The 14,119-nt window shown below is 50.6% G+C and carries 13 protein-coding genes; 12 read left to right on the top strand and 1 reads right to left on the bottom strand.

The window, feature by feature from the left end:
* Positions 1–479: 479 nt before the first annotated feature.
* Together ACSQ8O_RS35610 and ACSQ8O_RS35605 are read left to right on the top strand one after the other, a co-directional pair.
* Positions 480–1,070: a chromate transporter gene (locus ACSQ8O_RS35610; protein ID WP_436245575.1), complete on the top strand. Its 591-nt coding sequence runs from the start codon at positions 480–482 to the stop codon at positions 1,068–1,070.
* Positions 1,067–1,603, top strand: a complete 537-nt coding sequence (locus tag ACSQ8O_RS35605; RefSeq protein WP_436245574.1) for a chromate transporter — start codon at positions 1,067–1,069, stop codon at positions 1,601–1,603. Before ACSQ8O_RS35610 ends, ACSQ8O_RS35605 begins: the two co-directional genes overlap by 4 nt.
* A gap of 7 nt (positions 1,604–1,610) precedes the next feature.
* On the opposite strand, the gene ACSQ8O_RS35600 is transcribed toward ACSQ8O_RS35605, so the two are convergent.
* Positions 1,611–1,799 (bottom strand): hypothetical protein, encoded by a 189-nt coding sequence (locus ACSQ8O_RS35600; RefSeq protein WP_436245573.1) that lies wholly within the window; start codon positions 1,797–1,799, stop codon positions 1,611–1,613.
* Positions 1,800–1,877: 78 nt separating this feature from the next.
* Between ACSQ8O_RS35600 and ACSQ8O_RS35595 the strand changes: the two genes are divergently transcribed.
* From ACSQ8O_RS35595 to ggt, 10 genes are all read left to right on the top strand, one after another.
* Positions 1,878–3,383, top strand: coding sequence for an ABC transporter ATP-binding protein (locus ACSQ8O_RS35595; RefSeq protein WP_436245583.1), 1,506 nt, complete (start codon positions 1,878–1,880; stop codon positions 3,381–3,383).
* Positions 3,380–4,501 (top strand): ABC transporter permease, encoded by a 1,122-nt coding sequence (locus tag ACSQ8O_RS35590; protein ID WP_436245572.1) that lies wholly within the window; start codon positions 3,380–3,382, stop codon positions 4,499–4,501. The genes ACSQ8O_RS35595 and ACSQ8O_RS35590 overlap by 4 nt, the downstream gene beginning before the upstream one ends.
* Before the next feature lie 105 nt (positions 4,502–4,606).
* Positions 4,607–5,536 carry an ABC transporter permease gene (locus ACSQ8O_RS35585; protein ID WP_436245571.1) on the top strand — a complete coding sequence of 310 codons (930 nt, stop codon included), beginning with the start codon at positions 4,607–4,609 and terminating at the stop codon, positions 5,534–5,536.
* Between the two features lie 49 nt (positions 5,537–5,585).
* Complete coding sequence (locus ACSQ8O_RS35580; RefSeq protein ID WP_436245570.1) at positions 5,586–6,071, top strand: nucleoside deaminase; 486 nt, start codon at positions 5,586–5,588, stop codon at positions 6,069–6,071.
* Positions 6,072–6,699: 628 nt separating this feature from the next.
* The gene (pucL, locus tag ACSQ8O_RS35575) at positions 6,700–8,169 is read left to right on the top strand and encodes a factor-independent urate hydroxylase (RefSeq protein ID WP_436245569.1); all 1,470 of its coding nucleotides are present in this window, start codon (positions 6,700–6,702) and stop codon (positions 8,167–8,169) included.
* Complete coding sequence (gene uraH / locus ACSQ8O_RS35570; RefSeq protein ID WP_436245568.1) at positions 8,166–8,522, top strand: hydroxyisourate hydrolase; 357 nt, start codon at positions 8,166–8,168, stop codon at positions 8,520–8,522. The genes pucL and uraH overlap by 4 nt, the downstream gene beginning before the upstream one ends.
* Positions 8,523–8,579: 57 nt before the next feature.
* The gene (locus ACSQ8O_RS35565) at positions 8,580–9,971 is read left to right on the top strand and encodes an allantoinase (protein ID WP_436245567.1); all 1,392 of its coding nucleotides are present in this window, start codon (positions 8,580–8,582) and stop codon (positions 9,969–9,971) included.
* Positions 9,964–11,256 (top strand): Zn-dependent hydrolase, encoded by a 1,293-nt coding sequence (locus ACSQ8O_RS35560; RefSeq protein WP_436245566.1) that lies wholly within the window; start codon positions 9,964–9,966, stop codon positions 11,254–11,256. The genes ACSQ8O_RS35565 and ACSQ8O_RS35560 overlap by 8 nt, the downstream gene beginning before the upstream one ends.
* Positions 11,243–12,478, top strand: coding sequence for a pyridoxal-phosphate-dependent aminotransferase family protein (locus ACSQ8O_RS35555; protein ID WP_436245565.1), 1,236 nt, complete (start codon positions 11,243–11,245; stop codon positions 12,476–12,478). The genes ACSQ8O_RS35560 and ACSQ8O_RS35555 overlap by 14 nt, the downstream gene beginning before the upstream one ends.
* 2 nt (positions 12,479–12,480) lie before the next feature.
* Positions 12,481–14,076 carry a gamma-glutamyltransferase gene (ggt, locus tag ACSQ8O_RS35550; protein WP_436245564.1) on the top strand — a complete coding sequence of 532 codons (1,596 nt, stop codon included), beginning with the start codon at positions 12,481–12,483 and terminating at the stop codon, positions 14,074–14,076.
* Positions 14,077–14,119 lie beyond the last annotated feature (43 nt).

The following is a 14,119-nucleotide window of genomic DNA, read 5'->3' as shown; positions in this document are numbered from 1 at the left end:
AATGAAAGAGCCTTACTTGGAGAAATCCAGGTAAGGCTCTTTTTGCTTGCATGGATGCCAGCATCCCCGAAGTATTCGCCTAAAGAAAGTGTTAACTGTATAACCTACAGTTATCTTCAGCAATTTGCTCGAAATAATTGGATTAGATGGAAAATCTACAGCTAATCTCAGCCAAACTCGCCATATCAGCCAATCCAGTCGAAATTAGCTGTACAGTATCCATCTATTTCGATAGATGAAGCAAAAATAGCAAAATTAACTGGATATAATCCATTTATTCTACAGAGAGAGCAAGCATGGTCGAGGGTGAAAGGTGTGGGAGTAGTTGGGGACTTCAAGCCAAGTACCAAGATTTCAAAGAAATTTTGGTATTTTCACAAAAATATAAAGAGAATGGCTAATAAAGACTTTATTTTATAATACAATAAGGTTTAGTTTACTTCTTAGGTGAAGCAACGATGGAATGGGAGTGATACATAGTGGAGAACGCCTATGTTCAGATAGGTACGGCGATGTTTCGGACGGGGATTTTGGGATATGGCGGCGGGCCGTCGATTGTGCCATTAATTCGGTATGAAGCGGTGACGCGTTTTAAATGGATGAAGGATGAGGAGTTCATGGAGGTGCTCGCGATTGCGAATACACTGCCGGGACCGATTGCGACGAAGTTGGCAGGTTATCTAGGTTATCGGATGAAAGGTGGATGGGGTGCGCTACTTGGTGTTTTGGCGCATATTCTGCCTACTTGCGTGGCGATGGTGGGGTTGTATTCATTTATTACTTTTTTCAGTACGTCGCATGTAATCAAGGGGATGATTGCGGCTGTGGTGCCGATTGTCGCGGTCATGTTAGGCGTGATGGCGTATGAGTTTGGCGAGAAAGCAATCAAAGGGTTAGGCTGGCCGGCGGGGGTTACTTTTTTCATCATAGCCTTCCTGCTGCTACAACCTTTATCGGTGCACCCCGCTATCGTGATATTCATGTTCCTCCTTTATGGAGCCTTCCATCACAAGCTAAAGGACAAGTGGACGAAGAGTAAGAAGACACTTGGTAAAGGTGATGGCGTATGATAGATTGGTGGCATTTGCTCGTTAGTTTCTTTCTTGCTAATGTATTCGGTTATGGCGGCGGTCCTTCGTCGATCCCGCTGATGTTCCAAGAGATCGTGACGAATCACAATTGGATGAACAGCAGTGAGTTCTCCAACATGTTGGCGCTGGGGAACGCGCTGCCGGGGCCGATTGCGACGAAAATCGCGGCGTACGTCGGCTATCAAATCGGCGGCTGGATCGGCGTGCTGATTGCGGTGGCGGCAGCGGTCGTTCCGTCCATTATTGCACTGATCATTTTGCTGAATATGTTGCAGAAATACAAGCAATCCCCTGTGATTAAAGGCATGACACTGCTGGTTCAGCCCGTGATTGCGATCATGATGGTGCTCGTTACTTGGAGCAGCTTGGTGGAGTCAACGAAAGTGATCGGGTACCTGCAGTTTTTCGGGATCGCCGCGGTGGCCTTTTATTTGATCCAAATACGTAAGATACATCCTGCTTTTGTGATTCTTGCGGGGTTCGTATATGGTGGGATTTTTCTATCCACGTAATCTAATCTCACACATTTTTGGCGCTAAGCACAAAGCTTGCGCCTCTTTTCGTTACGACACCAAACTTGGTGTCATCTTTATTGACGCTCGAGATGGGCGGACCGTATAGTGATGTGAAAGGGATAGACGTAAACAGATCGATGATCTCGGAATCCTGAAACAGCAAATCCCTTGTGGGGAGATGCTGTTTTGTCATATCAAGGTGAGTAGATATTGTCTGACGGAATAAGGAGGTCGGGAACCTGTGCGTACACAAGAGAAGGATGCTGTCGAGATGGTCCAAATCGTCAAGCAGTTTGGTTCCGTGCTGGCGAATGATGAGGTGGATTTCAGAGCGAGATCTGGGGAAATACATGCGCTGCTAGGCGAAAATGGTGCGGGTAAAAGCACGATGATGTGCATGCTGTCCGGCGTATACCGGCCGACGAGTGGGGAGATCTACATACATGGCGAGCAGGTGCGTATTCGCTCACCGAAGGATGCGATGAAGCTGGGGATCGGCATGGTGTTTCAGAACTTCCGCCTCGTGCAGACCCTGACGGCTGCGGAGAATATTGTGCTTGGGGAAGCTGGCTCTTTCTGGCGCGGCCCCAGCTGGTTGTCGAAGAAATCGGAGGAAATCGAGGCGATATCGAAGCATTTTGGGCTGCTGTTTCCCGTAGATCGGCCCATCTGGCAGCTATCTGTTGGCGAGCAGCAGCGAGTGGAAATTGTAAAGACGCTCTATCGGGGAGCGGATTTTATTATTCTAGATGAGCCAACGTCGGTGTTGACGCCGGGAGAGGTTGATCAGCTTTTTGAGACGCTGAACCGGATGAAGAAGGAAGGCAAAACGGTCATTATGACGACGCATAAGCTCAAAGAGGTGATGTTCGCGGCGGATCATATCTCGGTCATGCGCAAGGGCAAGATGATTGCGACGATGGCGAAATCGGAAACGAGCGAGCGTGAGCTTGCTCAGTTGATGGTGGGCGAGATGAGCCTAGCGAGCCGGGCTCAACAAAGAACGCGAGCGAAGGAGAAGCCGATGCTCACGGTCAAGGGGCTTGATGTCTATGCGGACCATGGACGCAAGGTGCTGGATGGGCTTCATTTTGAGGTAAATGAAGGGGAGATTGTCGGTATTGCAGGCGTCTCTGGGAACGGGCAGAAAGAGCTGGCAGAAGTGCTGACAGGGCTGCGCACGTGGAAGCATGGGGAAGTTCATTTTGATGGAAAAGCTCTGCGGAACGGGTCGGTTCGGGGAGCGATTGAGCTTGGAATCGGGCACGTACCGGAGAACCGGATGCGCAGCGGCCTTGCGGGGAGTTTGGACTCGGTGGATAATCTGTTGTTCAAAACATACCGCTCCTCGGAACGGTCACGATTTGGTTTGCTGCGGACAGGGAGCAATCGGACTTGGTCTCAGCGGTTGGTTGAGATGTTCGATGTGAAAACGTCGGGGATTGATTCGCCCGTTCAATTCATGTCGGGTGGGAATCAGCAGAAGCTGCTTTTTGCTAGGGAGATTGATCAAGGTCCTAAGCTTATGATTGCAGTACATCCAACACAGGGACTCGATGTAGGTGCGTCGGAGGGTGTGTATCAACTGCTGGAGGATTTGCGAAGTAAGGGGCGCTCTGTGCTGCTCATTTCGGAGGATTTGGATGAGGTACTGCAGCTGGCTGACCGTATTCTGGTGATGTACGATGGGCGCATTGTTGGGAATATATCGAGGGAAGCGGCGAGCCGCGAACACATCGGTATGCTGATGGCCGGATCGGAGGAGGATGCAGGATGAGTGAACAACGAACAGCAGGCAGCATTCCCATCGAAAATAAAGTGAGTAAGCGCGGAATCGGCTTTCGTGTGCCATATCGTTTGGAAATCGATCCCGCAGGGGCGAACAGTCCTTGGTGGGTAACGATCATTGCCATCGCTTTGGCGTTGGTGGCTTGTGGGATTTTTATCGCGTTGAATGGGATGAACCCCTTCATGGTCTACAGCAAAATGGTGAAGGGGGCCTTCGGCTCCACCTTTGGATTGACGGAAACATTAGTGAAGGCGATACCCTTGCTCCTTTGCGGGCTGGGGGTGTCGATTGCCTACCGCATCTCTGTGTGGAACATCGGGGCGGAAGGTCAGTTTGTGGCAGGGGCGATGGCTGCGACGGCGATTACGGTTTATTTTCCGCATCTACCGATGTACCTCTCAATTCCAGCTATGATGGTCGCGGGCATCGTGTCCGGCGGCTTCTGGGGATTGCTGACGGCGATACCACGGAACTATTTTCAAGTAAACGAACTCATTACCTCATTGATGCTAAACTATGTGGCGTTGCTGGCACTGAACTATGTGGTTTTTGGACCGTGGAAAGATCCAAAGGGCTTCAACTTCCCAGGATCCCCGATGTTCACTGTTGCGCAGTCCTTGCCTACCTTTGGTACAACGCGGCTGCATGTGGGGCTGATTTTTGCCATCGTCGCTGTGCTGATTTATGCCTTCGTTGTCCGGTATACGCGGTGGGGCTATGAGCTGCGGTTGATCGGTGCCAATAGTGAGGCGGCTAAAAATGCTGGCATTCGTATTTCTAGACATGTGCTGCTGGTAATGGTGATTAGCGGCGGATTGGCGGGGCTTGCTGGCATGGGGGAAGTCTCTGGCGTAGCGCACCGTCTCATGTATGGGATCTCTCCCGGATATGGGTACACGGCTATTATTGTGGCTTGGCTGGCGAAACTGAATCCGATTGGGCTTGTGGTTGCTTCGGTGCTCTTCGGTGGGCTCATTGTTGGCGGGTATAGTGTGCAAACGATCGGGCTTCCGTCTTCCATTTCCTCCATGATTCAAGGAGCGATTCTGTTCTTCCTCATTGCTGGGGGGATGGCAGGGAAATTCCGTATTCGTCGGAACAGCTGAGGGAACTGGGGATGAGATGGATCGGCGCGAGAAATGTTGGGGAGTCGGGGAAAAGTAATTTTAGTTAATGGTGTTAATGAACGGTTAAATAAGGGGGTGTAAGGGATGGATGCGATCACACAAATTATTGTTTCGGCGATCTCTTCGGGTACACCGTTGCTTTTGGCCGTATTGGGCGGCATCTTGATCGAAAGATCCGGCATCATGCAGCTAGGCGCTGAGGGTTTGATGTTAATGGGTGCGGTGACTTCGTGCCTCGTTTTCATACATACAGGAAGTTTAGTACTGGCTATTCTATGTGTGCTCGCGGTAAGTGGGGTACTCGGAGTACTTCATGGTTTCTTATGCGTAACACTGCATGCGAATCAAGTTGTTTGCGGTTTGGCGATGACGATATTCGGCGCGGGGCTAAGTGCATATTTAGGTAAGCCTGTGAGTGGTCAGCCACTTGTAGGTGCGGTGCCGAAGCTCGATATGCCGTGGTTGGAGCCTGTTCCAGTGATTGGTAAAATTTTTGCCCATATGGATTTGTTTACATGGTTAAGTTTCGTACTCGTGCTAGCTATGCACTTGTTCATCCACCGCACATCATGGGGGCTTCATCTTCGTGCAGTGGGGGATAATCCGGCGACGGCGGATGTGATGGGGATTCCTGTGATCGCGATTCGTTACGGCTGCATTGTTGTTGGCTCGATGCTGATTGGGATTGGCGGCGCGGATTTGCTGCTTGTGTATACACCGACTTGGAACGAGGGGATGACCTCCGGGCGTGGTTGGATCGCGGTGGCGCTCATTATTTTTGCGAGGTGGAATCCAATTCGTGCCCTCGTTTGCGCGTACTTCTTCGGTGTGCTAGATAGTCTGGGGTTCCGTGTGCAGCTGATCGGCAGCCATATTCCTTCTTATTTTCTGAAAATGATTCCGTACGTCGTCACCATTCTGGTACTGATGTTCCTCGGTTGGCGGAATAAAAATAAGCCATCTGGTGCTCCTGAGGCCCTTGGTGTGCCGTATATACGTGAGCAGAGATTTTAGTTTATGGGAGACGACTAGGAAAACAGGAGCATAACTTGGAGGGGAAAAGATGAGTGAATTTGAGGTTCATATTCCTTATTTAAAAAGATGTGTAGGGCTTGCCTTGCTAGCGAGGGAGGCAGGAAATACGCCGTTCGGTTCGTTGCTTGTGGGGCCGACTGGCGAAATTCTGCTAGAGCATGGCAATGTTGAGATTACCGAATCGAACTGCACGGGGCATGCGGAAACGATGCTTATGGAGGCAGCTTCCAAGCGATACAGCAAGGAGGAGCTGTGGGCGTGTACGTTGTACACCTCAACGGAGCCGTGCGCCATGTGCGCGGGTGCGATTTATTGGGGCAACGTGGGGCGCGTTGTCTTCGCTATGTCAGAAGCGATGCTGGCAGGGCTCACGGGGGATCATGAGCAGAATCCGACGTTGATGCTGCCTTGTCGTGAGGTTTTTGCCAGAGGGAACAAGCCGATCCAGGTGATCGGTCCTGTTCCTGAGGTTGTGGAAGCAGCAGTCGCTGCGCATAACGGGTACTGGGATTGAAATAGGGGAGCCACCGGGATGTTTGTTGTCCTGGTGGCTTTTTGCGTGGGTTGGAGGTTGTGGGAGCCAGCCCTTCGGAGGGGAAGGGGGGGCTCCGTGGCTTCGATGTTGTATTTGGTACAACATTATGGGGTGCTTTTGCCCTGAAAAGGGCTTGAGGTTGTATTCTGTACAACATTTTCGGCGGATTTACCTAAAATGAACCGAGATGAAGAATAATGTTGTACGTTATGCAACTTGTGAAGTGATTTAGCTTGTTTAAGAGCTTCAATGTTGTATGAAATACAACATCGGGAGAAGGTTGGCAAGTAGAAGGTGAGGAGTGGAAAGTTGGGGTGGAAGGCAGGGAGTAGAAGGTTGTTAAGTAGAAGGTGAGGAGAGAACACTAGTTGTAGAGGAGGTTGATTGTGGAGTAGACAATCAGTTCGCTTAATGTGCGTGTATGGACAAGGGATGGAAGCCCCGCCGCCCGCCGATTTTAGCAAAAATACAAAAAAAGTTAACGATGTTATGAAAGATTACAAACTTCTTTCATATAAATTGACCCATAGGGATGGCGCAATTACAATGAAACAAATCTTGGAAAAGAATGCATGACATTTAGGGCAGAAATCGAGGTGTCGGGGTTATGAAGATCACACGGAAGCAAGTCAATGACATGAGTCAAGCAGCGTTCATTTCAGCGTTTGGTCCGCTGTTTGAACACTCGCCTTGGGTGGCAGGACGGGCTGAAGGAGCTCGGCCGTTTGCTGGAATCATGGATATGATCCGTGCCCTTGAACAAGAGGTAGAGCGAGCGAGTCGTGAAGAGCAACTGGCGCTGCTTCGGGCTCATCCTGATCTAGGTACACGCGTCCGGATGACCGATCACTCGGTTCAGGAGCAGTCAGGTGCCGGTCTCAACCAGTTAACCCCAGAAGAATACGAACAGTTTCTTTCTTTAAATAAACAGTACACGGAGCGATTCGAGTTCCCTTTTATCATGGCGGTGAAGGGTCAGACCAAGGACACAATACGCGAGGCCTTAGGTCATCGTATACAAGGAACTCCTGAAGTGGAGCTGCTTACCGCACTACAAGAGGTTTGTAAGATTGGGCGATTCCGCCTGGCAGATATCGTGATGAATGAAACGGAGGAGAAAGCGATGGAACAAGCAAAAGGCGCAGAGAGAATCATGTACTACGGGAAAGGTGATGTTTGGGTCTATCGTTCTTATGCCAAGCCACTCACGAATATCACGCTGATTCCGGAATCGGGTTTCACAGGGCGAGATAATGTGTTGTTCGGTATGAACATTAAGGTGGCGGTGAGCGGTGAAAAGCTGTTTACGTCGTTCAGCGAGGGAGATAACACCAACGTTGTAGCTACAGATTCGATGAAGAATTTCATCCTGCGTAAAGCAGGTGAGTATGAAGGATCTACAGCAGAAGGGTTTCTGGCTTTCGCGAGCCGGCTCTTCCTAGAGAAGTATCCATGGATGACGGGGATTAAAATGAGTGCAGATCAGGTGGCATTCGAAACGTTGCCGGTACCAGGTGCGAATGGCCTCGAAACAGGAGATTTAGTGTATCGCTATTCACAAAATGAACACCCAACCGCATTCGTAGAGCTCATTCGAGTTACTGACAATATCGCCCTCGCAGATCACTCTGCTGGCATAGCTGATCTAAAACTGATCAAAGTCAAAGGAAGCTCATTCGCCGGTTTCGTTCGCGATGAGTACACGACATTGCCGGAATCGTCGGATCGCCCTCTATTTATTTTCTTAGATATCGCATGGACCTATGAATCCGCCGAAGATGCCTTTGATGCCGATCTAGGACGCTATGTAGCCGCTGAGCAAATTCGTGATATTGCGCATACCGTATTCCATGAGCAGCATTCGCCATCGATCCAAAACCTCATCTATCGCATCGGGCAACGTTCGTTACTGCGCTTCCCGCAGTTGAAAGAAATTCGCTTCGAGTCCAACAATCGGACGTGGGAAACGATTCTAGAGGAAGTTTCTGTTGGGGAAGGCAAAGTGTTTACTGAGCCAAGACCACCGTATGGTTTCCAAGGTTTTTCGATGACAAAGCGTGATCTGGAGGGCGTATGAACGTAGGAATCACATCACACATTCTGGATGTAAGCAGCGGCCGACCGGCTGTCGGTGTGAAGATTGACTTGTTTCGGCTTGAAGGAGGCGTGGCAGAACTGCTACGTTCGGATGTTACGAATACAGATGGCAGACTGCCAGGGCCGATGCTAAGTGGGGATGATTTTACAATTGGGACGTATGAACTTCTCTTTCATGTAGGTGACTACTTCAGAGGGAAGGGCATGGAGCTTCCAGAGCCAGCATTTCTAGATCAAGTGCCGATTCGTTTCGGTGTTGCCAATAACGCTTCCCACTATCATGTTCCTTTATTAATTGCACCGTGGGGGTATAACACGTATCGCGGGAGTTAATGCAAGAAGTCAGTGTTATTTGCGTAGACAGAGAGCTTCGAGGGAGGGTTTCGTAGGATGAATCGATTGGATCTTATCATTCGCAAAGGGACTGTGGTCCTGCAAGATGAGTGTCGACAGCTAGATATCGGGATACGGAACGGCAAAATTGCAGCATTAGGCGAAAACCTCGTTGTCTCGGAGCAAACAACTGTTTATGACGCAGAAGGCTTAACGATCCTGCCGGGTATGATTGATGCGCATGTTCATTTCAACGAACCTGCTCTTGGTCATTGGGAGGGTTTCGTCACAGGCTCAGCCTCGCTAGCTGCTGGCGGATGCACGACCTACATCGATATGCCGCTCAATGGTGTTCCGCCTACCATTCGTCTTAGTGCCTTAGAACTGAAGTTGGAAGCAGCCGAGGGGCAATCCCATGTTGATTATGCCCTGTGGGGCGGTCTCGTTCCTGGCAATATCAGCGAGCTTGAAGGGCTAGCACAAGCTGGTGTAATTGGTTTCAAAGCCTTCATGTCCTGCCCAGGCGGAGAAGGAGAAGATATTTTCACGGAAGTGGATGATGAGACATTATTTAACGGCATGAAGGAAATTGCGCGCTTAGGACTGGTGCTCGCTCTTCATGCTGAGAGTGAGGAAATCGTCTCCAAGCTCGCTGCGGAGGCTGCACAAGCAGGCAAGCGCAGCGCATTGGATTTCATCGCGACAAGGCCGATTGCCGCTGAATTGGAAGCTGTGAACCGTGCACTGGGCTATGCGAAGCAGACAGGCTGTAAGCTGCATTTCGTACATATCTCTTCCGCAGAAGCGGTGCAGGTCATTACGGAGGCGAAGGCAGAGGGCATGGACGTTACGGTGGAAACGTGCCCGCACTATTTGACGCTAACGGACGTGGAGGTCGAACGCCTCGGACCTGTTGCAAAATGTGCGCCACCGATCCGCACAGCGGAGAATCAAGCGCGTTTGTGGGCAGAGCTTACGGCAGGCCGGTTCGACATTATCGCCTCGGATCACTCCCCTTCACCGAAGCACATGAAGCAAGGGGACTTTTTCGAAGCGTGGGGCGGCATTTCAGGGGCGCAAAGCTCGCTTGAGCTCATGTTGCACGAAGGCCATCTCCTCAGAGGAATTCCTCTACCGGAGCTTGCTCGGATGTTAGCGCTAGAGCCAGCAAAGCGCTTTGGTTTATATCCTCGCAAGGGAGAAATCGCGATAGGTGCTGACGCGGATCTAGCTTTGGTAGATTTGGCGGGGAGCTATACGCTGAAGGAGAGCGACTTGCTCTATCGCCATAAGCAAAGTCCTTATGTGGGTAAAACGTTCAGCTGCAGTGTGAAATCAACCTTTCTGCGTGGCGTTAACGTGTACGAAAGAGGCGTAGGTGTTGGAGCAGCGTTAGAAGGAGCTTGGTTGCGTCACAGTGCATCGATCGGAGGCGGGCTAGATGGCTAAAATGAAGGGGAACCCACAGGAAGAAATGCTAACTCAATACGGGGAGCGAATGTTGCTAGCCTTGGAGTGGTTGGCGACCTTCGGCGCCGATCCGGAAGGCGGCGTGACCCGACTCTTGTATGCAGAGCCTTGGCTTAAGGCGCAATTAGCACTGATAGACAATATGCAAAGCATGGGGCTTAAGGCAGATTTTGATGAAATCGGCAATGTGTACGGTAAATTGCAAGGATCGGATCCATCGTTAAAGCCGATGCTGACAGGTTCACATATCGATACTGTCAAAAACGGTGGGAAATACGATGGAGCCTATGGAGTCATCGCATCGATGATGGCGCTTGGTTATTTGAAGGCCGTATACGGGGCACCGAAACGGACCTTGGAGATGGTCTCCTTTTGCGAGGAAGAGGGAAGTCGGTTTCCATTGGCTTATTGGGGATCCGGTCATGTGACAGGAGTACTTTCCTTAGCTGAAGGCGCAGGCCTTGCTGATCCAGAGGGTGTGACGTTACTCGAGGCGATGGAGCGCGCGGGCTTTGACATAGATCAGAGCCAGCTCCAACCAGCGAAACGTGATGACATAGGCGGATATATTGAAATTCATATCGAGCAAGGAGCAGTCCTTGAGTTTAAAGAGAAGCAGATTGGTGTTGTAACAGCCATTGTTGGCCAAATTCGAATGACTGTCGTCGTTACGGGGATACCCAATCATGCGGGAACGACCCCAATGACAATGCGCAAAGATGCGCTGGCTGCCGCTGCCGAAATGGTCGCGCTAACAGAGAAGATGGCACTTGCGGAGGGTGAACCTTTGGTAGCCACCGTAGGGCGCTTAGAAGTGAAGCGTGGAACATCGAATGTGGTGCCAGGTGAGGTCGAATTTACGTTGGATATTAGGCATACTGACAAGCGAAAAATTGAGGATTTTCGTGCGGAGCTGATATCACGGTTTGTGGAAATCGCCGTGCGAAGAGAACTTTATATAGATACAGTGGAACATCTAAATGCCTTACCAGTGGCCATGGATAGCGGGATATCGGCAGAAATTGAGGCTGCCTGCGATTTCTATGGCTACGAGCATATCCACATGCCAAGCGGGGCGGGACATGATGCTCAACTATTCGGACCGATCTGTCCGTCGGCCATGATATTCGTGCCAAGTCGGGCAGGCATTAGTCATAATCCCAAAGAGTTCACGAAGCCGGAAGATCTTATTGTCGGCTTTCAGACACTCGTTCATGTGTTATATCAATACGGCTACGGGGGAAAAGCAGATGAGAACTTATAAAGATTTATCACCATCCCTTCGAACGATTATGACCCCAGGTCCGGTCGAGGTTGACCCTAGGGTGCTGCGCGCGATGTCGTACCCCATTCTGGGGCAGTTCGATCCTGAATTTACCGAGCTTATGAATGAAACGATGGAGATGCTTCGGGACGTATTCCAAACGAATAATCAATGGGCGTTCCCGATCGATGGGACTTCCCGTTCAGGTATAGAGGCTGTGCTGGTAAGCATCATCGAGCCAGGAGATAAAGTACTCGTTCCGATCTACGGACGATTTGGAAATTTACTGGTAGAAATTGCCGAGCGCTGTGGGGCTGAAGTGGCAATTATTGAGCAGGAATGGGGAGCTGTGTTCGATCCCATTGACATCATTACAGCCATCAAGCGGGAGAAGCCCACCATCGTGGCCATGGTTCACGGTGAGACGTCGACAGGCTGTATCCAAAAGTTCGATGGGATAGGGGCAGCTTGCCGAGAAATGGGCGCCCTTCTCGTCGTGGATGCTGTAGCGACCATTGGTGGTGTTCCCGTGAAAACCGACGAATGGCTGCTGGATGCGGTGATAGGCGGCACGCAAAAATGTTTATCCGTTCCATCAGGCATGTCACCGATTACGTACAATGATCGTATCGAAGCGAAGGTCATGCGCCGTAAAACGATTGAACGGGGATTGCGGGAGAAGGGTGCTCCTATTTCCTCGGTTAAAGCTGTGGCGAGTAACTATTTCGATCTCGGCATGCTGCAGGATTACTGGAGTCCAAAGCGGTTAAATCACCATACAGAGGCTACGACGATGTTATATGCACTACGTGAAGGTTTACGCATTGTGCTGCAGGAGGGACTGGAAGAGCGATTCTCCCGCCATAAGCGTCATGAAGCAGCTTTGGTTGCTGGTTTGCAGGCGATGGGATTGACGTTGTACGGCGATCCACTGTGTAAACTGCCAGTAGTAACTTGTATACGTATTCCCAGCGGGGTTGATGGGGAAGCCGTTCGATCCATGCTGCTGAACAGCTTCGGCATTGAAATTGCCTCTTCCTTCGGTCCATTGAAGGGACAGATTTGGCGCATCGGTACGATGGGTTTTAGCTGTAACCAGAAAAATGTGCTCCATGTCCTTGGGGCGCTCGAAGCAACACTTCATTGGTATGGTGTGGATGTATCTGTCGGGAAGGCGCTGCAAGCTGCATTAGCGGTATATGCTCATAAACGGGAGGAATAATCATGCTAAACATCATGCCACGAGCAGAGCGAGCCATGATTGCTACGCCACATTATTTGGCTAGTTCCGTGGGGAGTGCGATTTTACAGCAAGGCGGCAATGCCTTTGATGCAGCAATTGCCATTAGCGCGACCCTAGGTGTCGTTTACCCGCATATGACGGGGCTCGGGGGAGATGCTTTTTTCCTCATGCATGAGGCGGCAACTGGCACTTATACCGGATTTAATGGGAGCGGGAAGTCCGCTGCGAGGGCGACACCTGATTTTTATAGAGAGCAAGGGATGGATCAGATTCCACAGCGAGGCATTTTAAGCGCAATAACAGTGCCGGGTATGGTGGATGCTTGGTGGCAGGTGTGGGAAAAACACGGCAAGCTTCCTTGGGCGAACTTATTGGATGCAGCCATTGGCTATGCGGAAAAAGGGTTCCCGATCTCCCGTAACTTACTATTCTGGATGCGTAAAGATGAGCCGTTCATTCGGGCTTCTGTGCAGCTTAGTGCTTTGTATATGCGAGATGGCGAGCTTCTGAAGGAAGGCGATCGGCTGATTCAGCCTGACATGGCAAGAACGCTGCGTTCCATCCAGCAAGAAGGTAGAGATGTGTTCTACTCGGGCTCGCTCATGCAGACTATTGTGGATAACGTGAAGCTGGATGGTGGGCTGCTTACGGAAGAAGATTTCCGCAGCTTCGCTGGTGAATGGGTTGAGCCCCTATCAACGACGTATCGTGGATACGGCATTTATCAAATGCCGCCGAACTCGCAAGGGTTCACAGCGCTCATGATGATGAATATGTTAGAACATATCGATATGGCAGCTGTGCCTAGAGCATCGGCGAACTTTTACCATCTGATGTCGGAAGTGATCAAGAAGGCGTTCAAGGACCGCGATCGTTTTTTAACGGATCCCCACTTTAGAGAGATACCGCTCCAAAGATTGTTGTCGAAATCGTATGCGCAAGAGCTTTGGAGTGAGATTCAGGCGAATCCATTGAAGGTTAGTGAGCATCTATCTCCAGCGATTGGTCAGGATACCGCCTATGCGGCCGTTGTAGATGAAGAGGGGAATTCGGTTTCTTTTATCCAAAGTCTCTATTTCGATTTCGGGGCAGCTTACGTACCTGGGGATACAGGCATTATTATGCAAAATCGCGGCTCCTTCTTCTCACTTGATCCTGCCTGTGCGAATGTGTTGGAGCCACGTAAAAGATCGTTCCATACATTGATGCCCGCCATGGTAAGTAAGGCCGGAAAGCCTTATATGCTGTTCGGCACGCAAGGTGGAGAAGGGCAGCCACAGACGCAGCTTTCGATCCTTACGGGGGTATTGGATTATGGTTTATCGATTCAGGAAGCCATTTCACTACCGCGTTGGGTATATGGTCGTACTTGGGGAGAAGATGGGGATGCGCTGAAGCTGGAGCATCGGCTTGAACCCGAGGTATATACAAATCTCAAGCAATGGGGGCATCGCGTGGAGCCCGTGAAGTCGTGGGACGGCATTATGGGGCAGGCGCAGGGCATTGTCATTGATGAGAAGGGCTTCATGAGTGGGGCGGCGGATCCGCGTGGTGATGGGTTGGCGATTGGCTGGTAGCAAGGGATAGAACTGGGAGATCACAAGGTGTGAAAGGAAAGGG

The sequence above is a fragment of the Paenibacillus sp. LjRoot56 genome (genome assembly GCF_964253335.1).
In the GTDB taxonomy this organism is placed as follows: Bacteria; Bacillota; Bacilli; order Paenibacillales; family NBRC-103111; genus Paenibacillus_E; species Paenibacillus_E allorhizoplanae.
The sequence above is the reverse complement of the archived record's forward strand: the minus strand, read 5'-3'. Positions and strand labels throughout refer to the sequence as shown.

Coding starts and splice junctions, on each gene's coding strand:
- ACSQ8O_RS35605 (WP_436245574.1), top strand. CDS start 1,067: ATGATAGATTGGTGGCATTTGCTCGTTAGTTTCTTTCTTGCTAATGTA.
- ACSQ8O_RS35600 (WP_436245573.1), bottom strand. CDS start 1,799: ATGACAAAACAGCATCTCCCCACAAGGGATTTGCTGTTTCAGGATTCC.
- ACSQ8O_RS35595 (WP_436245583.1), top strand. CDS start 1,878: ATGGTCCAAATCGTCAAGCAGTTTGGTTCCGTGCTGGCGAATGATGAG.
- ACSQ8O_RS35590 (WP_436245572.1), top strand. CDS start 3,380: ATGAGTGAACAACGAACAGCAGGCAGCATTCCCATCGAAAATAAAGTG.
- ACSQ8O_RS35585 (WP_436245571.1), top strand. CDS start 4,607: ATGGATGCGATCACACAAATTATTGTTTCGGCGATCTCTTCGGGTACA.
- ACSQ8O_RS35580 (WP_436245570.1), top strand. CDS start 5,586: ATGAGTGAATTTGAGGTTCATATTCCTTATTTAAAAAGATGTGTAGGG.
- pucL (WP_436245569.1), top strand. CDS start 6,700: ATGAAGATCACACGGAAGCAAGTCAATGACATGAGTCAAGCAGCGTTC.
- uraH (WP_436245568.1), top strand. CDS start 8,166: ATGAACGTAGGAATCACATCACACATTCTGGATGTAAGCAGCGGCCGA.
- ACSQ8O_RS35565 (WP_436245567.1), top strand. CDS start 8,580: ATGAATCGATTGGATCTTATCATTCGCAAAGGGACTGTGGTCCTGCAA.
- ACSQ8O_RS35560 (WP_436245566.1), top strand. CDS start 9,964: ATGGCTAAAATGAAGGGGAACCCACAGGAAGAAATGCTAACTCAATAC.
- ACSQ8O_RS35555 (WP_436245565.1), top strand. CDS start 11,243: ATGAGAACTTATAAAGATTTATCACCATCCCTTCGAACGATTATGACC.
- ggt (WP_436245564.1), top strand. CDS start 12,481: ATGCTAAACATCATGCCACGAGCAGAGCGAGCCATGATTGCTACGCCA.